The sequence below is a fragment of the Pantoea sp. EABMAA-21 genome (assembly GCF_030053335.1).
Taxonomy (GTDB): domain Bacteria; phylum Pseudomonadota; class Gammaproteobacteria; order Enterobacterales; family Enterobacteriaceae; genus Pantoea; species Pantoea communis.
Genome location: NZ_JASGBX010000002.1, coordinates 208062 through 226521 on the forward strand (window position 1 = coordinate 208062; position 18460 = coordinate 226521).

18 protein-coding genes are annotated in these 18460 nt (G+C 54.4%); 11 read left to right on the forward strand and 7 right to left on the reverse strand.

Annotated elements, in window-relative coordinates; genetic code table 11:
• Positions 1-167: 167 nt before the first annotated feature.
• From QMZ65_RS04410 to QMZ65_RS04440, 7 genes are all read left to right on the forward strand, one after another.
• Positions 168-1184, forward strand: a complete 1017-nt coding sequence (locus QMZ65_RS04410; protein WP_283215496.1) for a sulfate ABC transporter substrate-binding protein — start codon at positions 168-170, stop codon at positions 1182-1184.
• The gene (cysT, locus tag QMZ65_RS04415; RefSeq protein ID WP_034825859.1) at positions 1184-2017 is read left to right on the forward strand and encodes a sulfate/thiosulfate ABC transporter permease CysT; all 834 of its coding nucleotides are present in this window, start codon (positions 1184-1186) and stop codon (positions 2015-2017) included. The genes QMZ65_RS04410 and cysT overlap by 1 nt, the downstream gene beginning before the upstream one ends.
• Positions 2017-2889 carry a sulfate/thiosulfate ABC transporter permease CysW gene (gene cysW, locus QMZ65_RS04420; protein ID WP_283215497.1) on the forward strand — a complete coding sequence of 291 codons (873 nt, stop codon included), beginning with the start codon at positions 2017-2019 and terminating at the stop codon, positions 2887-2889. Before cysT ends, cysW begins: the two co-directional genes overlap by 1 nt.
• Complete coding sequence (gene cysA / locus QMZ65_RS04425; RefSeq protein WP_283215498.1) at positions 2879-3967, forward strand: sulfate/thiosulfate ABC transporter ATP-binding protein CysA; 1089 nt, start codon at positions 2879-2881, stop codon at positions 3965-3967. Before cysW ends, cysA begins: the two co-directional genes overlap by 11 nt.
• A gap of 72 nt (positions 3968-4039) precedes the next feature.
• A complete protein-coding gene (gene cysM, locus QMZ65_RS04430; RefSeq protein WP_283215499.1) occupies positions 4040-4921 on the forward strand; it encodes a cysteine synthase CysM in 882 nt (293 codons plus the stop codon).
• A 178-nt stretch (positions 4922-5099) separates the two neighbouring features.
• Positions 5100-5780, forward strand: coding sequence for a response regulator transcription factor (locus QMZ65_RS04435; protein ID WP_034825869.1), 681 nt, complete (start codon positions 5100-5102; stop codon positions 5778-5780).
• Positions 5777-7138, forward strand: a complete 1362-nt coding sequence (locus QMZ65_RS04440) for an ATP-binding protein (protein WP_097118557.1) — start codon at positions 5777-5779, stop codon at positions 7136-7138. The genes QMZ65_RS04435 and QMZ65_RS04440 overlap by 4 nt, the downstream gene beginning before the upstream one ends.
• A 379-nt stretch (positions 7139-7517) precedes the next feature.
• Here the strand turns inward: QMZ65_RS04440 and crr are convergent, their stop codons facing one another.
• From crr to cysZ, 5 genes are all read right to left on the reverse strand, one after another.
• Positions 7518-8021 (reverse strand): PTS glucose transporter subunit IIA, encoded by a 504-nt coding sequence (crr, locus tag QMZ65_RS04445; protein ID WP_034825872.1) that lies wholly within the window; start codon positions 8019-8021, stop codon positions 7518-7520.
• Positions 8022-8063: 42 nt separating this feature from the next.
• Complete coding sequence (gene ptsI / locus QMZ65_RS04450) at positions 8064-9791, reverse strand: phosphoenolpyruvate-protein phosphotransferase PtsI (RefSeq protein WP_283215500.1); 1728 nt, start codon at positions 9789-9791, stop codon at positions 8064-8066.
• A 159-nt stretch (positions 9792-9950) separates the two neighbouring features.
• Entirely contained in the window at positions 9951-10208 is a 258-nt protein-coding gene (ptsH, locus tag QMZ65_RS04455; RefSeq protein ID WP_034825876.1) for a phosphocarrier protein Hpr, read from the reverse strand.
• Between the two features lie 386 nt (positions 10209-10594).
• Positions 10595-11566: a cysteine synthase A gene (cysK, locus tag QMZ65_RS04460; RefSeq protein ID WP_034825880.1), complete on the reverse strand. Its 972-nt coding sequence runs from the start codon at positions 11564-11566 to the stop codon at positions 10595-10597.
• A 140-nt stretch (positions 11567-11706) separates the two neighbouring features.
• Positions 11707-12465, reverse strand: a complete 759-nt coding sequence (gene cysZ / locus QMZ65_RS04465) for a sulfate transporter CysZ (protein ID WP_058959067.1) — start codon at positions 12463-12465, stop codon at positions 11707-11709.
• Positions 12466-12682: 217 nt separating this feature from the next.
• Between cysZ and zipA the strand changes: the two genes are divergently transcribed.
• The 3 genes from zipA to QMZ65_RS04480 all read left to right on the forward strand — a co-directional run bounded on the left by zipA (position 12683) and on the right by QMZ65_RS04480 (position 15986).
• Complete coding sequence (gene zipA / locus QMZ65_RS04470; protein WP_283215501.1) at positions 12683-13675, forward strand: cell division protein ZipA; 993 nt, start codon at positions 12683-12685, stop codon at positions 13673-13675.
• A gap of 72 nt (positions 13676-13747) precedes the next feature.
• Positions 13748-15766: an NAD-dependent DNA ligase LigA gene (gene ligA / locus QMZ65_RS04475; protein ID WP_283215502.1), complete on the forward strand. Its 2019-nt coding sequence runs from the start codon at positions 13748-13750 to the stop codon at positions 15764-15766.
• A gap of 1 nt (position 15767) precedes the next feature.
• Positions 15768-15986 (forward strand): DUF3820 family protein, encoded by a 219-nt coding sequence (locus QMZ65_RS04480; RefSeq protein WP_038645584.1) that lies wholly within the window; start codon positions 15768-15770, stop codon positions 15984-15986.
• A gap of 30 nt (positions 15987-16016) precedes the next feature.
• Here QMZ65_RS04480 and QMZ65_RS04485 read toward each other — a convergent pair whose 3' ends face one another.
• Positions 16017-17018, reverse strand: coding sequence for a bile acid:sodium symporter family protein (locus tag QMZ65_RS04485; protein ID WP_097118552.1), 1002 nt, complete (start codon positions 17016-17018; stop codon positions 16017-16019).
• A 99-nt stretch (positions 17019-17117) separates the two neighbouring features.
• Between QMZ65_RS04485 and QMZ65_RS04490 the strand changes: the two genes are divergently transcribed.
• Positions 17118-18038, forward strand: a complete 921-nt coding sequence (locus QMZ65_RS04490; protein ID WP_058959064.1) for a LysR family transcriptional regulator — start codon at positions 17118-17120, stop codon at positions 18036-18038.
• Here the strand turns inward: QMZ65_RS04490 and QMZ65_RS04495 are convergent.
• Complete coding sequence (locus tag QMZ65_RS04495) at positions 18035-18385, reverse strand: FlxA-like family protein (protein WP_283215503.1); 351 nt, start codon at positions 18383-18385, stop codon at positions 18035-18037. The two genes, QMZ65_RS04490 and QMZ65_RS04495, sit on opposite strands and share 4 nt — an antisense overlap.
• Positions 18386-18460 lie beyond the last annotated feature (75 nt).

Genomic DNA, 18460 nt, shown 5'->3' on the forward strand with positions numbered 1-18460 from the left:
CTCACCACCAATCCCGTCTGTTGCATAATCTCTCCCGCCGTCTTATGCCTTTTTAGACTTTGAAATCCCCAAACGATATATAAAACCGTTACTGGTTTGCCCTGAGTTATAAATACACTGACAGCATCTAATGGCATTGGCGATTTCGCCGACGAGCAGGGTGCAGCATGACACTTCCGATTGCGAAAAAATGGATGAGCGGAATCGCCTTGTCACTGGCGTTAGCCGGTGCAGCGCAGGCAACAGAGTTGTTGAACAGCTCTTATGATGTCTCGCGCGAGCTGTTTGTTGCCCTGAATGCGCCGTTTGAGCAGCAGTGGAATGCTGCGCACCCCACTGACAAGCTGACGATTAAACAATCGCATGCCGGGTCATCAAAACAGGCACTGGCTATCTTGCAGGGCCTGCGCGCGGACGTGGTGACTTACAACCAGGTGACGGATGTGCAGGTGTTGCATGATAAAGGCAACCTGATTCCAGCCGACTGGCAAGCCCGTCTGCCGAACAACAGCTCACCGTTTTACTCCACCATGGCTTTTCTGGTACGCAAAGGGAACCCTAAGCAGAACCATGATTGGTCGGATCTGGCACGAGACAAGGTGAAGCTGGTATTCCCGAATCCAAAAACCTCCGGTAATGGCCGTTATACCTATCTGGCCGCCTGGGGCGCAGCCGACCAGGCGGATGGTAAAGACAAAACCAAAACCGAAGCCTTTATGACGAAATTCCTGAAAAACGTCGAGGTGTTTGATACCGGCGGCCGTGGCGCGACGACCACCTTCGCCGAACGCGGTTTAGGGGATGTGCTGATCAGCTTCGAATCGGAAGTGAACAACATCCGCAATCAGTACAGCAAAGATGACTACGAAGTCATCGTGCCTAAGACCAATATTCTGGCGGAGTTTCCGGTGGCGTGGGTCGACAAAAACGTCGAGCACAACGGCACCGCTGACGCGGCCAAAGCCTATCTGAATTTCCTCTATTCCCCTGAGGCGCAGAAAATCATTACCGGTTTCTATTATCGCGTGAACAATCCACAGATGATGGCGGAACAGAAAGACCGCTTCCCGCAGACCGCGCTGTTTAATGTGCAGGATGCCTTTGGTGGCTGGGATAACGTGATGAAAACCCATTTTGCCAGCGGCGGTGAGCTGGATAAATTACTGGCAGCGGGGCGCGGTTGATGTTTGCTTTAGCGCAAAAGCGCGTGCTGCCAGGGTTCGGTCTCAGCCTCGGCACCAGCCTGCTGTTTACTTGCCTGATCCTGCTGTTGCCGATCAGCGCACTGCTGATGCAACTGTCCAACATGACACTGGCACAGTATTGGGATGTGGTTACCAATCCGCAGCTGATTGCGGCGTATAAAGTCACGCTGTTGTCAGCGGGCGTGGCGTCCATCTTCAATGCGTTCTTTGGCATGTTAATGGCATGGATTCTGACCCGTTACCGCTTCCCCGGCCGCGCGTTGCTGGATGGCTTAATGGATCTGCCGTTTGCATTGCCTACCGCCGTTGCCGGTCTGACGCTGGCGGGGTTGTTCTCGGTGAGTGGTTGGTATGGTCAATGGCTGGCTCATTTCGATATTAAAGTCTCTTACACCTGGCTAGGCATTGCGGTGGCGATGGCCTTCACCAGCATCCCGTTTGTGGTGCGCACCGTGCAACCAGTGCTGGAAGAGTTAGGCCCGGAATATGAAGAAGCGGCTGAAACGCTGGGTGCGACACCGTGGCAGAGCTTCCGCCGTGTGGTGCTGCCAGAGGTGGCGCCCGCGCTGTTAGCGGGCACGGCGTTATCCTTCACGCGCAGCCTGGGTGAGTTTGGTGCGGTTATCTTTATTGCGGGTAACATCGCGTGGAAAACCGAAGTCACCTCGCTGATGATTTTTGTTCGCCTGCAAGAGTTTGATTATCCGGCGGCCAGTGCTATCGCCTCGGTCATCATGGCCGCTTCGCTGCTGTTGCTGTTCGCGATTAACACCTTGCAGAGCCGCTTTGGCCGTCGCTTAGGAGGCCACTAATGGCGGAGATTTCGCAGATTAATCACGCTGAACGTCAGCCGGTGAACTGGGGTAAATGGCTGCTGATTGGCGTGGGCGCGCTGGTCTCTTTCCTGCTGCTGGTGGTCCCGATGATCTCGATCTTCTGGGAGGCACTGAGCCAGGGGATCGTCGCCTCGCTCTCTAAATTAAAAGATGGCGACATGCTGCACGCCATCTGGCTGACTATCCTGGTGGCGTTGGTCACGGTGCCGGTCAACCTGGTGTTTGGTACGCTGCTGGCATGGCTGGTGACGCGCTTTACCTTCCCCGGCCGCCAGTTGCTGCTTACGCTGTTTGATATTCCTTTTGCCGTGTCACCGGTGGTGGCGGGGCTGATGTATCTGCTGTTCTGGGGCATCAACGGCCCGGCGGGTGGTTGGCTGGATGCGCACAACATCCAGATTATGTTTGCCTGGCCGGGCATGGTGCTGGCCACCATTTTTGTCACCTGTCCGTTTGTGGTGCGTGAGCTGGTGCCGGTGATGTTGAGCCAGGGCAGCAATGAAGATGAAGCCGCGGTGCTGTTAGGGGCATCGGGCTGGCAGATGTTCCGCCGCGTGACGCTGCCGAACATTCGCTGGGCGCTGATGTACGGCGTGGTGCTCACCAACGCCCGTGCCATTGGTGAGTTTGGTGCGGTCTCGGTGGTCTCGGGATCGATTCGCGGTGAGACCTACACCTTACCGCTTCAGGTTGAATTACTGCATCAGGATTACAACACGGTTGGCGCCTTTACCGCGGCTGCATTGTTGACCCTGATGGCCATTTTGACGCTGTTTCTGAAAAGCGTGGTGCAGTGGCGATTAGAGCATCAGCAGAAGCGCCAACAGGAGGAAAATCATGAGCATTGAGATTAAACACATTAACAAAGCGTTCGGCCGTACGCCGGTGCTAAACGATATCTCTCTGGATATTCCTACCGGCAAAATGGTGGCGCTGCTGGGGCCGTCGGGCTCGGGCAAAACCACGCTGCTGCGCATCATCGCGGGTCTGGAGCATCAGAACAGCGGGCAGATTCATTTCCACGGTAAAGATGTCAGCCGCATTCACGCGCGCGATCGTCAGGTCGGCTTCGTGTTCCAGCACTATGCGCTGTTCCGCCATATGACCGTGTTCGATAACATCGCCTTTGGTTTAACCGTGTTGCCGCGCCGCGAGCGCCCATCCGCCGCTGAAATCAAACAGCGAGTGACGCGCCTGCTGGAAATGGTGCAGTTGGCGCATCTCGCCAATCGTTTCCCGGCTCAGCTTTCGGGTGGACAGAAGCAGCGCGTGGCATTGGCGCGTGCGCTGGCAGTGGAACCGCAGATCTTGTTGCTGGATGAACCTTTCGGCGCGCTGGATGCGCAGGTGCGTAAAGAGCTGCGTCGCTGGCTGCGTCAGTTGCATGAAGAGTTGAAATTCACCAGCGTGTTTGTGACGCATGACCAGGAAGAGGCGATGGAAGTCGCAGACAGCGTGGTGGTGATGAGTCAGGGCAATATCGAACAGGTCGGCACGCCGGATGAAGTGTGGCAGGAACCGGCCACCCGCTTTGTGCTGGAGTTCCTCGGCGAAGTGAATCGCTTCGACGGTGAGGTACACGGTTCACAGTTCCATGTGGGGGCGCATCGCTGGCCGCTGGGCTACACGCCCGCGCATCAGGGCGAAGTTGAGCTGTTCCTGCGTCCGTGGGAAGTCGATATCTCACGTCAGAGCAGCCTCGAAACCCCGTTGCCGGTGCAAGTGCTGGAGATCAGTCCGCGTGGCCACTTCTGGCAATTAGTGGTGCAGCCGATCGGCTGGCAGGGTGAGGTCTTCTCCGTGGTCTATGACGGCGATCACACCGCTCCGATTCGCGGCGAACGCCTGTTTGTTGGCCTGCAGCAGGCACGACTGTACAACGGCACGACGCCGCTGCGTCCGGTTGCCTTTGCCGAAAGCGCCTGATATTTTTGACACTCCTTCGGGCGGGACTTTCCCGCCCGATTTATTTGCCTCTCTTCTGTCTGGAATCAAACCGTGACCACACTGGAAAATACCATCGGTAATACGCCGTTGATCAGGCTGCAACGCCTGACGCCCGATAACGGCAGTGAAATCTGGTTAAAGCTGGAAGGCAATAATCCGGCCGGTTCGGTAAAAGATCGTGCGGCCTGGTCGATGATTCATCAGGCGGAACAGCGCGGTGACATTCAACCCGGCGATACGCTGATTGAAGCCACCAGTGGGAATACCGGTATCGCTCTGGCGATGATCGCGGCGATGAAAGGCTACAAATTGCGCCTGCTGATGCCGGATAACATGAGCCAGGAGCGGCAGGACGCGATGCGTGCCTACGGCGCGGAATTGATTCTGGTGACGCGCGAACAGGGCATGGAAGGCGCACGCGATTTAGCGCAAGAGATGGCCGATCGCGGTGAGGGCAGGGTGTTGGATCAGTTCAATAATCCCGACAATCCCCTAGGCCACTATCTCACCACCGGCCCGGAAATCTGGCAGCAGACGCAGGGCCGCATGAGCCATTTTGTCTCCAGTATGGGCACGACGGGCACTATCACTGGCGTCGGTCGCTATCTGAAAGAGTTTGCGCCAGCGGTGAAAGTCATTGGTTTACAGCCGCAGGAGGGCAGCAGTATTCCGGGCATTCGTCGCTGGCCCGAGGCTTATCTGCCGGGGATTTTCCGTCCTGAATTAGTGGATGAGGTCATCGATATGGCACAGCGGGAAGCCGAGGAAACCATGCGTGCGTTAGCGCAACGTGAAGGGATTTTCTGCGGCGTGAGTTCCGGTGGCGCGGTGGCCGGTGCGCTGCGCATCGCTAATGCCCATCCCGGCAGTGTCGTGGTGGCGATAGTTTGCGATCGCGGTGACCGCTATCTCTCCACCGGCGTGTTCCACTGATCTTCTCTTCCCCGCATTTTATCTGGCCTGCGCGTGCTGTTGTGGTGCGACCGGGCCATTTTTGTCTATAGTCTCCCTGATAATCCTCTGGTGTTGGCACTGTAAGGATCGAGTAAAATCGGCTGCGCTCATTGCCAACTCAGGCCAAAATAGCGGCAATTTTGTACGAGAGATAAAGATGAAAATTCTGCTTGTTGATGACGATGTAGAACTTGGCACCATGCTGAGCCAGTACCTGATTGCGGAAGGCTTTGAAACGCAACTGGTTTTAACCGGAACCGCCGGGATTGAAGGGGCGCTGTCGGGCAACTATACCGCGATGATTCTCGACATTATGCTGCCGGATATGAGCGGTATTGATGTGCTGCGTCAGGTGCGCCAGAACAGCCGTTTGCCGGTGATTATGTTAACCGCCAAAGGCGACAACATCGATCGCGTTATCGGCCTGGAAATGGGTGCGGATGATTATGTGCCAAAACCATGCTACCCGCGTGAGCTGGTGGCGCGTCTGCGTGCTGTACTGCGTCGTTTCGAAGATCAGGCACCGGTTCAGGACAAAAAAGAACTGCTGCGCTGGGGTGAGCTGAGCCTGAATCCGGCCACGCGCATCACCGAATGGCAGGGCAAAGCCTTTGACCTGACCGCCTCGGAATTTAACCTGCTGGATCTGCTGCTGCGTGCGCCCGATCGCGTGGTGTCGAAGGATGAACTGTCAGAGAAAGGGCTTGGTCGTCCGCGTGAAGCTTACGATCGCAGCGTGGATGTGCACATCAGCAATATCCGCCAGAAGCTGGCCGCGCTCACCGCCGACAGCATCAACATTGAAACTGTGCGCAGTATTGGTTATCGCATTCGATGAAACACAGCTACCGCGGCCGCATGTTCTGGAAGATCTTACTGGGCTTCTGGATTGTATTTGTCATCATCAGCCAGCTGCTGTGGCTTGGTTTTACGCTTTCCGGTAATCGTCACGAACCACCCGAAATTGTGGCTATCCGTCGTATTGTGAATTTACAGATGGCGTCCGCAGTTTCTGTCTTGGAGCGCGGCGGACCGAGTTCACTGGATGACATGATGGCCGATTGGGAACCCAACGACCGCCAGTTCTTCTCAGTCATCCAGCATGATAAACCTGCCGCTACGCCCGGCAATGCGCCGCCGGAAACCTTCAGTGAACCCTTCCATGGTCCGTTCCCGGATATCATCGTCCGTTGGGTGAAAGGGCAGGATGGCAAAGAGTACGAGTTGCGTTACGACGTTAAAGGATTGCGCGAGGATAGTTCGATGGGTGGCGGTGGCCCGCGACGTATCCTCAACATCCCAGAGCCGATGTTCACCTTTGCCGGGGCGCTAGGATTACTGTTCAGCTTATTACTGGCCTGGAACCTGACGCGCCCAATGCGCCAGCTGCGTGAAGGCTTTGCCCGCGTATCCAGCGGCGATTTGTCGGTGCGACTCTATCCGGTCATGCGTCGTCGTCATGATGAACTCTCCAGCGTGGCGCAAGACTTTGATGCCATGGTGGAGCGCCTGGATACGCTGGTGAAGGCGCGTGAGGAATTACTGCACGACATCTCCCACGAACTGCGTTCACCGCTGGCGCGCCTGCAACTGGCAACCGGTCTGGCGCGGCAAACGCCGGAATCAGTGGAATCCTCTCTGAACCGCATCGATGAAGAAGCGCGTCGTCTCGACAAGATGATTGGCGAATTGCTGACGCTATCGCGTGCGGAACATGAAAGTATGCCGGGTGAGCAGTATTTCGATCTCACTGGCCTGCTGCACGCGGTGGTCACGGACGTGCGCTATGAGGCACAGATTCCGGGCGTAAAAGTCGACTTTCAGGTCGATGAGAACGCCGACTACACCGTGCACGGCAATGCCGAGTTGATTCGCCGTGGTGTAGAGAACGTCCTGCGTAATGCGTTGCGCTTCTCGCACAAAGGCCAGCATATCAGCGTGAGGCTACAGGCGGAGAATCAATGGCTGGCGATTCGCGTGCGCGATCAGGGCCCGGGCGTTGACGACGAAAAGCTTTCCAGCATCTTCGATCCCTTCGTACGCGTTAATTCGCCACTGATGGGCAAAGGATACGGCTTAGGGCTCTCCATCGTGCGTAAGGTGATTCTGGCGCACCACGGTGAGGTACAGGCGGTCAATCGCCCTGAAGGTGGCTTAGAGCTAACGTTACGATTGCCACGCTGGAAGCAAGACTGAAGGTTTAAGCGCTCACAATCTAACCGCGTTCTTGTGAATCCATAGTAGCCCGCCCATGCAGTCCGGTTAGCACAGGCAAGCGCGCAATGCATTGCGACTCATACTACGAACCTATTCGCACTAAGCCGTGCATCTAACGCAGTAAAAAGCAGCACGCACTATGTGGAGTAGGGCAGGACGACCGGGCAGAGGAGCAAAGCGTCCCTCGCCATGGATGGCGAGGGCCGAGGCCCAGGGATGGTTTATGCCGTCTTTGCGATCTGCCCGGTCGTCCTGACCGACCGCACCATCCCTAACGCCACCGCACCCTGCAGTTCCAGCCAGCCACACAAACAAAAACGGCACCCATTGGGTGCCGTTTTTACTATCCAGACGCTGCTTACTTCTTGATGCGGATAACCGGGGTTTCACCCACAGTTACCTGACCGGAGAGTTTGATCAGATCTTTGATTTCGTCCATGTTCGAAATCACAACCGGCGTCAGCGTGGATTTTGCTTTCTCTTCCAGCAGTGGCAGATCAAACTCGATCACCACGTCGCCTTTTTTCACTTTCTGGCCTTCTTCGGCGATACGCTTAAAGCCTTCACCTTTCAGTTCAACCGTATCGATACCGAAGTGGACGAACAGCTCGATGCCGTTGTCAGACTCGATTGAAAAGGCGTGGTTGGTCTCAAAAATCTTGCCAATGGTACCATCAACCGGTGCAACCATCTTGTTGCCAGTCGGTTTAATGGCGATACCATCACCCACGATTTTCTCAGCAAATACCACATCAGGTACGTCTTCGATATTCACGATTTCGCCTGACAGAGGCGCAACGATATCAATAGTCCCTGACGCGCTCTCTGATTTTTCGCCAAAAAGTTTAGAAAACAAACCCATGATCTTCTCCTAAGCAGTAATTTGGGGCCAGCGTCTCGTGGATCAGCAGAGCGTTTTTTCTTTAATGAACTTGTTCACCAGGTTCATTAAATCTTCCGCTGTGGGTTGAGCCAGAGCCTGCTCCGCCAATGCCTTCGCATCTTCGAAATTAGTATTACGAATAATCTTCTTGATGCTCGGGATTGAAATGGCACTCATGCTGAATTCGTCCAGCCCCATTCCCAGTAACAGTAGTGTAGCACGTTCATCACCAGCCAGCTCACCACACATGCCGGTCCATTTCCCTTCGGCATGTGATGCGTCGATCACTTGCTTAATGAGGCCCAAAACAGATGGCGTCATTGGGTTATAGAGGTGTGAAATCAAATCATTACCACGATCGACCGCCAGAGTATACTGCGTCAGGTCATTTGTCCCAATACTAAAGAAGTCGACTTCTTTCGCCAGATGACGCGCAATCACCGCTGAAGCCGGTGTTTCCACCATAATGCCCACTTCAATGGTCTCATCAAAGGCTTTGCCTTCTTCACGCAACTGGGTTTTCAGCAGCTCCAGCTCGGCCTTCAGCGCACGCACTTCTTCCACCGAAATGATCATCGGGAACATAATGCGCAGTTTGCCGAAGGATGAGGCACGCAGGATAGCGCGCAGCTGAGCATGCAGAATCTCTTTGCGGTCCATTGCGATACGAATCGCACGCCAGCCGAGGAACGGGTTGTCCTCTTTTGGCAGGTTCATGTACGGCAGATCTTTATCGCCGCCGATGTCCATGGTACGCACGATGACGGCCTGAGAGCCCATGGCTTCCGCTACCGCTTTATACGCCTGGAATTGCTCTTCTTCGGTTGGCAGCGAGTCACGGTCCATAAACAGGAACTCGGTACGATACAGGCCCACGCCTTCCGCACCGTTGCGCTCTGCACCGGCGACATCGCGCACGGTACCAATGTTGGCGCACACTTCCACTTGATGGCCGTCCAGCGTGATAGCGGGCAGATCTTTCAGTTTCGCCAGTTCGTGCTTTTCAGACAGGTATTGCGTCTGAATCGCTTTCAATTCTTCTTGTTCTGCATCGGTAGGATTAACGTAAATCTTGTTATTCACGCCATCGAGGATCAGGAAGTCACCGTTTTTGATTTGCGTGGTGACGTTACCGGTACCGACAATCGCTGGGATCTCCAGAGAACGCGCCATGATGGACGTATGCGAAGTACGGCCACCGATATCGGTGATAAAGCCCAGCACCTTCTTCAGGTTCAGCTGTGCGGTTTCTGACGGCGTTAAATCTTTCGCCACCAGAATAGATTCTTCTGCGATAGCACCCAGGTCGACAATATGCAGACCGAGGATGTTTTGCAGCAGACGCTTACCGATGTCACGCACGTCAGCCGCACGCTCTTTCAGGTATTCGTCATCGAGTTCTTCCAACGCCTTGGCCTGGCCATCAATGACAGAGTACGCCGCAGCGTCAGCCGTTGCGTGATCTTTCTTAATCAGGTCGATGATTTCCTGCTCAAGCTCTTCGTCTTCGAGCAGCATGATGTGACCTTCAAAGATCGCCGCTTTCTCTTCACCGAGGGTTTCACCGGCTTTAACACGGATGGTTTCGAGCTGTACTGCCGCTTTGCCACGTCCATCAAGGAAGCGTTGAACTTCTTGCTCAACCTGATCGTCAGTAATTTTTTTACGGCTGATGACGATCTCATCTTCCTTCAGCAGAAGTGCTTTGCCGAAAGCGATACCCGGTGATGCTAAAATGCCTGAAATCATAACCCTACCTTTTAATCACGATGGCTCATTGACCCAATGCGTTGCCACTGTCGCGGAACAGTACTCTAAGGAAGCAAGAACGCGGACAGGTTGTCCGCGATCAAGATATTTGCACTCAATGGGGCAAAGGAGTCGGTTTAGTTGCTTGCCTGAGCGGAATTACTCCAGCTCAGCCATCAGTTTCACCAGGTGCTCAACCGCTTGCTGCTCATCTTCACCTTCAGCAGACAGCGTAACAACCGTACCCTGAGTCAGACCCAGAGTCTGCAGTTTGAACAGGCTTTTCGCGCTGGCAGATTTGCCATTAGAGGTCACAGTGATGTCTGACTGGAAAGCCTTAGCTTCTTTCACGAACTGAGCTGCAGGACGGGTATGAAGGCCGTTAGGTGCGGTAATGGTAACTTCTTGCTGGAACATTCTATTTCCCCAACTTTATCAGGTTTGGTGTTATGGATCTAAAGTCTAGCCTGGAGCCGTCACTTTAGCCTGTATAGGTGCGCTGGTGTGGCATTAAGCTGACCAAAAAATGCGCTTAGTAATGTGCGTCTTTCAGCAGCAGATCAAAAACTGTGCGAAAAGGTCACCTTGCTAAGTATGCCGTGATTCGCCGTTTCGCCAAATCAGTAATTCCATTCAGCTTGATCCACTTCAAAGCCAGATTAATTTCAGGCACCGAAATAATTGGGAGCTTAAATACCAGAGCCGTGTCATTGAAATCAATCTGTCTGGTGATAAAAGTGAGATCTGCGCCGCAAAAAAGCACCCATTCGGGTGCTTTTTTCATCGTTTTCAGACTATGGCGGTTACTGCTGCAGCTCTTTTTCAGTGAACAGATCGGCAAACAGGGCGGTGCTTAAATAGCGCTCGCCAGAGGAGGGCAGGATCACCACGATATTCTTATTGGCGAATGCTTCGTCTTCCTGCAGCTTCAGTGCTGCAGCCACTGCCGCACCTGAAGAGATACCGGCCAGAATGCCTTCTTCTTCCATCAGCTGACGTGCGGTGCTGATGGCTTCTTCGTTGGTAATCGCAACGACCCGATCAACCAGTTTCAGGTCAAGGTTGCCAGGAATGAAACCTGCGCCGATACCCTGAATTTTGTGTGGACCCGGCTTGATCTCTTCACCCGCGATAGCCTGAGCGATGACCGGAGAGTCAGTCGGCTCTACCGCGACGGTGATTAAGTCTTTTTTGCCTTTGGTGTTCTTGATGTAACGGCTCACGCCTGTCAGCGTGCCGCCGGTGCCCACGCCCGCAATGAACACATCCACTTCACCGTCGGTGTCTTCCCAGATTTCCGGGCCGGTGGTTTTCTCATGGATCTCCGGGTTAGCCGGATTGCTGAACTGCTGCAGCAGCACAAATTTATCCGGATCGCTGGCAACGATTTCCTCGGCTTTAGCAATGGCACCTTTCATACCTTTTGCGCCTTCGGTCAGCACCAGATTCGCGCCCAGTGCTTTCAGCAGCTTGCGACGTTCAACAGACATGGTCTCTGGCATGGTCAGCGTGAGTTTGTAACCGCGAGCGGCAGCCACGTAAGCCAGTGCAATACCGGTGTTACCACTGGTTGGCTCAACCAGTTCAACGCCCGGCTTTAAGATTCCGCGTTTTTCTGCGTCCCAAATCATATTGGCACCGATACGGCATTTGACGCTGAAGCTCGGGTTACGCGATTCGACCTTCGCCAGGATGCGTCCATTACCGATGCGGTTCAGTCGAACCAGCGGCGTATGACCAATTGTCAGAGAGTTGTCTTCATAGATCTTACTCATAGCTCGTCCTTAACTGTATGAAATATTGGGAACCCTCAGAGCATACCTGTTCTTCCGGTGTGCGGAAGGAAAGAAATCGCATATCTATATAGCCCACAACCATAAGCCTTACGCAAAAATGCATAAGGCTTTTTGAAGCTTTAGTGACGTGCATGCTGTAGGCGGTAGCGATCAACCCACATCGCAGTCGCGCCACATACGGCCACCGGCATGATGGCCAGGTTCAGAATCGGAATCATGGTGAACAAACTGACCAGCGCACCAAATTGCATGTTCGCCGTTTTATGCTGACGTAACGCACTACGCATCTGCTGAAAACTCACTTTGTGGTTATCAAACGGATAGTCGCAGTACTGCACCGACAGCATCCACGCGCTAAACAGAAACCATAATACCGGTGCCACCGTTTGTCCAAAACCGGGGATAAAGTAAAGCAGCAGCAGTCCCAGTGCACGCGGTAAATAGTAGCCAAGCTTCTGTAATTCGCGCTTCATGATGCGCGGGATATCTTTAACCATCGCCATCCAACCGCTATCCGGCAGCGGGTGACCGGTGAGGCGACCTTCCAGTTGCTCAGCCAGCAATCCACAAAAAGGGGCGGCAATCCAGTTCGCGATGGTGGAGAAGAAGTAACTGAATACCAGCACAATCGATATGACGGAAAGCGGCCACAGCAAATAACTGAGCCACTGTAGCCAATCAGGGATGTGCGACATCAAGGCCGGAATCCACTCTCCGAGCCGTTGAAACAGCCAGATAAAGGCGCCTCCCAGCAGCAAAATGTTCACCAGCAGAGGAATAATGACGTAACGACGAATGCCAGGCAGACGTACCAGTCTCCAGCCTTCGGCAAAGTAATGAATACCATTTAATGATGAGGGCGATTTCTCAACGGGCATAGCGAGCCTTTCTCCTTTATGTGGCGGCGCGAACATCATAACCTGGCTTTTTGTCGGTGGCAGGCGCACTTTGCGCGAAAAATCAGCAAAAAAGCGTGGGGCAGCTATCTTATTTGTCAGAAAATACTGCACAGACTTGCACTTGTTTAGCTGGGCAAATACAGTTAGAGGATAAAGTTTGCCGTGGTGGCAAGGTATTGGAACAACAGAGAATACAATGATGCAGGATTTGCGTCTGATATTAATCGTTGTTGGCGCGATCGCCATAATAGCGTTGCTACTTCACGGACTGTGGACCAGCCGTAAAGAGCGCTCTTCCGTGTTTCGCGATCGCCCGCACAAACGTCTGAAACAGCGCGAAGAAGCGGATGAAGATCTGCTGAGCGAAGAAGATGATGATGGTGTCGGCGAAGTGCGTGTCCGTCGCAATCGTGACGCGCATGTCGAACCCGAATTCGACGCACCTGTGACTAAGCCTGTCAGCGCGCCACGTGCGCCTGAACCTGCGCGTCAGCCATTCCCGCGTCATGAAACCCCATTGATGGGTGATCCGCTGCTGGATGATGAGCCGGAAGTGCGCCAGCCTGCACCTGCGCCACAATCGCCGGTGGTTAAACCTGCGCCGCAGCCACAACCGCAGCCTCACTCCGTTCAGGCCGATCCCTTACTGGATAACGAGCCACTTTCTGCCACGCAGCCTGCGCCTGAGTTCCAGGCCGCTGAAGAGCCCGAATACGAAGAAGAAGCGCCGGTCGCACACGATGAACCAAAACAGTCTGCTGCTTCTACCCAGAGAAAAAATGAAGCGGTACTGGTGCTGCATGTTGCCGCCCACGCCGGCGGTGAACTGAACGGTGAAGCTCTGTTGCAAGGTATTTTGCAAGCGGGCTTCCAGTTTGGTGAGATGAATATTTTCCATCGTCACCTGAGCCCAGCGGGCAGTGGCCCTGTGCTGTTCAGCTTGGCAAATATGGTGAAACCGGGCTCCTTCAATCCGGATACCATGGGCGATTTCAGCACGCCGGGCATCTCCATCTTTATGATGGTGCCGTCGTATGGCGATGCGAACCAAAACTTTAAGCTCATGCTGCAATCTGCCCAGCGTATTGCGGACGATGTCGGCGGGGTTGTGCTGGATGATGAGCGTCGCATGATGACGCCACAGAAGCTGGAAACTTATAAAGCGCGTATTCGCGAAGTTATCGGCTGATAGCCGCGAGCAAAATCAAATATTAACGAAACAACCCCCGCATGTCGGGGGTTTTTTATCGGATAAAACACTATGAAATCGGTTCAGGAGCAGATCACCGCGCTGCGCACCTCGTTACGTCACCATGAGTACCTCTATCACGTGATGGATACGCCGGAAATTCCGGATGCAGAATATGACCGACTGATGCAGCAATTGCGTGAACTGGAAGCGGCACATCCCGATCTCATTACCCCGGATTCGCCGACTCAGCGCGTGGGAGCAGCACCGCTGGCCGCCTTCGAACAGGTGCGCCATGAAGTGCCGATGCTGTCACTCGACAACACCTTCGATGAAGCCGGTTTCCTTGCCTTCAATAAGCGCGTCCAGGATCGCCTGAAAAGCAGCGACGATCTGACCTACTGTTGCGAGCTTAAGCTGGATGGCCTGGCGGTCAGTCTGTTGTATGAAGATGGACTGCTGGTGCGTGCGGCGACACGCGGTGATGGCACCACGGGTGAGAATATCACCGCCAACGTGCGCACTATCCATGCCATTCCGCTGCGTCTGCACGGCGACAATATTCCTGCGCGCGTCGAAGTACGTGGTGAAGTCTTTATGACCGAAGCGGGCTTCAAGAAGCTGAATGAGGATGCACGTCGCACCGGCGCGAAAGTGTTTGCCAACCCGCGCAACGCTGCGGCGGGATCGCTACGCCAGCTCGATCCGCGCATTACCGCTAAACGTTCTCTGACTTTCTTCTGTTACGGTTTCGGCCTGCTGGAAGGCGGTGACATGCCCGCCAGTCACTGGCAGCGTCTGCAGCAATTTAAAGCCTGGGGTTTGCCGGTCAGTGACCGTATTCGCCTCGCGCATACGGCGGAAGAGGTGCTGGAGTTTTATCGTCAGGTTGAGCAGGATCGCCCGACACTTGGATTCGATATTGACGGTGTGGTCATCAAGGTCGATTCGCAGGCGCTGCAGGAACAGTTAGGCTTTGTTGCTCGCGCCCCGCGCTGGGCCGTAGCATTCAAATTCCCGGCGCAGGAACAGATGACCTTTGTGCGCGATGTTGAGTTTCAGGTGGGGCGTACTGGCGCGATTACGCCAGTCGCTCGTCTGGAGCCGGTGCAGGTGGCTGGCGTGGTGGTGAGTAATGCCACCTTGCACAATGCGGATGAAATTGCGCGTCTTGGCCTGCACATTGGCGACAAAGTGGTGATTCGCCGCGCCGGAGATGTGATTCCGCAGGTGGTCAACGTGGTGGAATCCGAACGACCGGATGATACCCGTGAAATCGTCTTCCCAAGCCATTGCCCGGTGTGTGGCTCGGATGTCGAGCGCGTGGAAGGCGAAGCCGTTACCCGTTGTACCGGCGGGCTGATTTGTGGTGCTCAGCGTAAAGAGGCGCTTAAGCATTTTGTTTCTCGTCGTGCGATGGATGTTGACGGCATGGGCGACAAAATTATCGATCAGCTGGTCGAAAAAGAGTACGTACAAACACCTGCCGATTTGTTCCGTCTGACGGCGGGCAAGCTGACCGGACTGGATCGCATGGGGCCGAAATCTGCACAAAATGTGGTGGATGCGCTCGAAAAAGCCAAACTCACCACGCTGCCTCGCTTCCTGTATGCGCTGGGGATTCGTGAAGTCGGTGAAGCCACTGCGGCCAATCTGGCCAATCATTTTGGCGATCTTGAGAAGGTGATGAACGCCGATCTGGATGCGCTGATTGCGGTGCAGGACGTGGGTAAAGTGGTGGCGGCACACGTGCGTAATTTCATGGAAGAAGAGAGCAATCGCGAAGTCATCCGCGAACTCACCCAAGAGGTGGGCGTGCATTGGCCGCAGCTGGAAGTGGTGAATGTTGAAGAGATCGACAGTCCATTTGCTGGCAAGACCGTGGTGCTGACCGGTTCGCTGTCGCAGATGAACCGTGATGATGCCAAAGAGCGACTGATGGCGCTGGGCGCGAAAGTGAGCGGCAGCGTGTCGAAGAAAACAGACTTATTGATTGCTGGCGAAGCTGCGGGTTCCAAACTGGCGAAAGCGCAGGAGCTCGGTATACCCGTGATCGACGAAGCGGAAATGATTCGGCTGCTGGGAGCCTAACGTGGACAAACATCAGCTGGTTGAAATCGCCAATACCGCTATGCCGTTCGGCAAGTATAAAGGCCGCATGCTGATTGATGTGCCAGAAGAGTATCTGCTGTGGTTTGCGCGTAAAAACGAATTTCCGGCAGGGAAGCTGGGCGAGCTGATGCAGCTGACCCTGGCGATCAAAATAGAAGGATTGCAGGGGTTAGTTAAACCGCTGAAGCGCAGTGAATAACAAAACGGCCCGCAATTGCGGGCCGTTTGCTTAGGATTTTTGTGCTTCGACTTGCTGCTGTGCCAGCCGCTTCTCATTGCCCGCCTTATAACGCTGGGCGATGAAGGAGCACACCATCAACTGCACCTGATGGAAGATCATCAGTGGCAGCACGATAATCCCCACTGAGCTGGCCGGGAACAGGATATTGGCCATCGGCACGCCATTAGCGAGACTCTTTTTCGAACCACAGAACAGCACCACGATTTCATCGGCGCGGCTGAAACCAAACAGACGCGAGGCACCCAGGTTAATCGCCAGCGCGACAAACAGAATCAGCACGCTGCCTGCCAGAATCCACAGCAGCGTATCCACACCGACGCGATGCCAGATACCGTTGACCACTGCTTCGCTGAACGCGGAGTAAACCACTAACAGAATCGAGGTCTGGTCAGTTTTACCAATCAGGCTACGATGCTTCTCCACCCAGCCGCCAATCCAGCGACGAGACATATGACCAATCACAAACGGCACCAGCAGTTGCAGCATGATTTTGCCAATCTGCTCCAGACCGTTGCTCGGCGCATCGCTATGGACGTTCATCACCAGATTCACCAGCAGCGGCGAGATGAATACGCCCAGCAGGCTGGATGCCGAAGCGGCACAGACCGCAGCCGCCACGTTCCCCCCCGCCATGGAGGTGAAGGCAATCGCAGACTGCACGGTGGCAGGCAGAATACACAGATAAATGAAGCCGGTGTAAATCTCTGGCCCGACGTTCACCGGATGCCACCACACCAGCAGCAAGCCAAGAATCGGGAACACCACGAAAGTGCTGCACATGATCCACAGATGCAAACGCCAGTGGCTGCTGCCGGCAATGATTTTCTCGCGTGACAGCTTGGCACCGTGCATAAAGAACAGCAGGGCGATGGCGGCGGTGGTCAGGTATTCAAAGAAATCGACAAACCCGCCTTTGGCCGGGATGAAGCTGGCCAACAGCACAGTGATGATGAGTTTGACCATCATCGGGTCGAGTCGTAAAAAGCCCATTGTTACAATCCGGTTAAAATAAAAAAGATGGTGCTGATTGTGCGCCAGCTGGGTTTAGAAATAAAATTGATTTATTGCATCAATCTATGAGCGATATCGATGAATTACACCTTACGGCAGTTACGCACCTTTGTGGCAGTAGCGCAGCAGGGCAGTTTTAGCCAGGCAGGGCAGGCGATTGGGCTCAGCCAGTCGGCGGTCAGCCACAGTATCAAAGAGCTGGAAGCGGAAATGGGCGTGCGTTTGCTGGACCGCACCACACGTGAAGTGATGCTGACGGAAGCGGGGCACCAGCTGGCATCGCGGCTGGAACGTTTGCTGGAGGAGTTAAACACGACGCTGCTGGATGTGCGCAGTTACGGCGAGCAGCGCAGTGGCACCGTACGTGTTGCCGCCAGCCAGACACCTTCGGCAAATCTAATGCCGCAGTGTCTGGCGAGTAGCCAGCAACGTTATCCGGATATCCGCGTCATCCTGCACGATCGCGCTCAGCAGTCAGTGCTGCAAAGCGTGCGCAATGCGGAGGTGGATTTTGGCATTGTCATCGGGCCGCTAGGGGATGCCGATCTGGATTACGAAGCGATTTTGCAGGAGCCGTTCTTATTGTTGTGCCATGCGGATGATGTTTTGGCCCAGGTCGAGCGAGCGGAATGGACGATGCTGGCGGGGCGCAACCTGGTTTTGCAGGATTATGCTTCAGGAAGTCGTCTTCTGGTGGATGCGGCGCTGCAGCAGTTATCGATTCAGGTGCAGGTGGTGCAGGAAATTGGCCATCCCGCCACGCTGTTTCCGATGGTGGAAGCCGGTATTGGCATCAGCATTTTGCCTGCGCTGGCGTTACCGCTGCCGGCGGGGCGGAAACTGACGGTGCGACGCCTCTATCCGGAAATCCATCGAAATCTGATGCTGATTAAACGCAAAAATCGCTCTCTGACACCCGCTGCGGAAGCGATCTGGCAGGAAGTGCGCCAACAAGCAGGCCTGCTGGCGCAGCAACGTGCTCTCAAACCGGCGTTTTAGACGTAAACGTTGATCTGATTGGTCTCGGTCGGACGGTTAATGCCATCGGCTTTCTGGGCGCTGGTGGCACTTTCCGTTGTGGGCTGCTGTGCTTCTTGTTTCTGTTGTGCTTTTTCTGCTGCCTGCTGCTCGATTTGTGCAATCTGCGCTTCAATCATCTGAATCTGCGATTGCAACATCTGTTCCTGTTCAGATTTTTGCTCATCTGTCAGGGAGTCATCACTGGATAAATCTTTAATTTCTTTGGTGATGCTTTGAATCTGTTTATTCAGGCTGGCAATTTCTGACGTTGAACCGCTACCGCTGCTTGCGGTACTGATACTGCTAACACTTGAGATAGTAGACATGGTTTTCTCCTTGCAATAGACCATTATCGTTATCGGCAAGGGGATAAAACGGCTTGAGCACACAAAGCGTTAAGT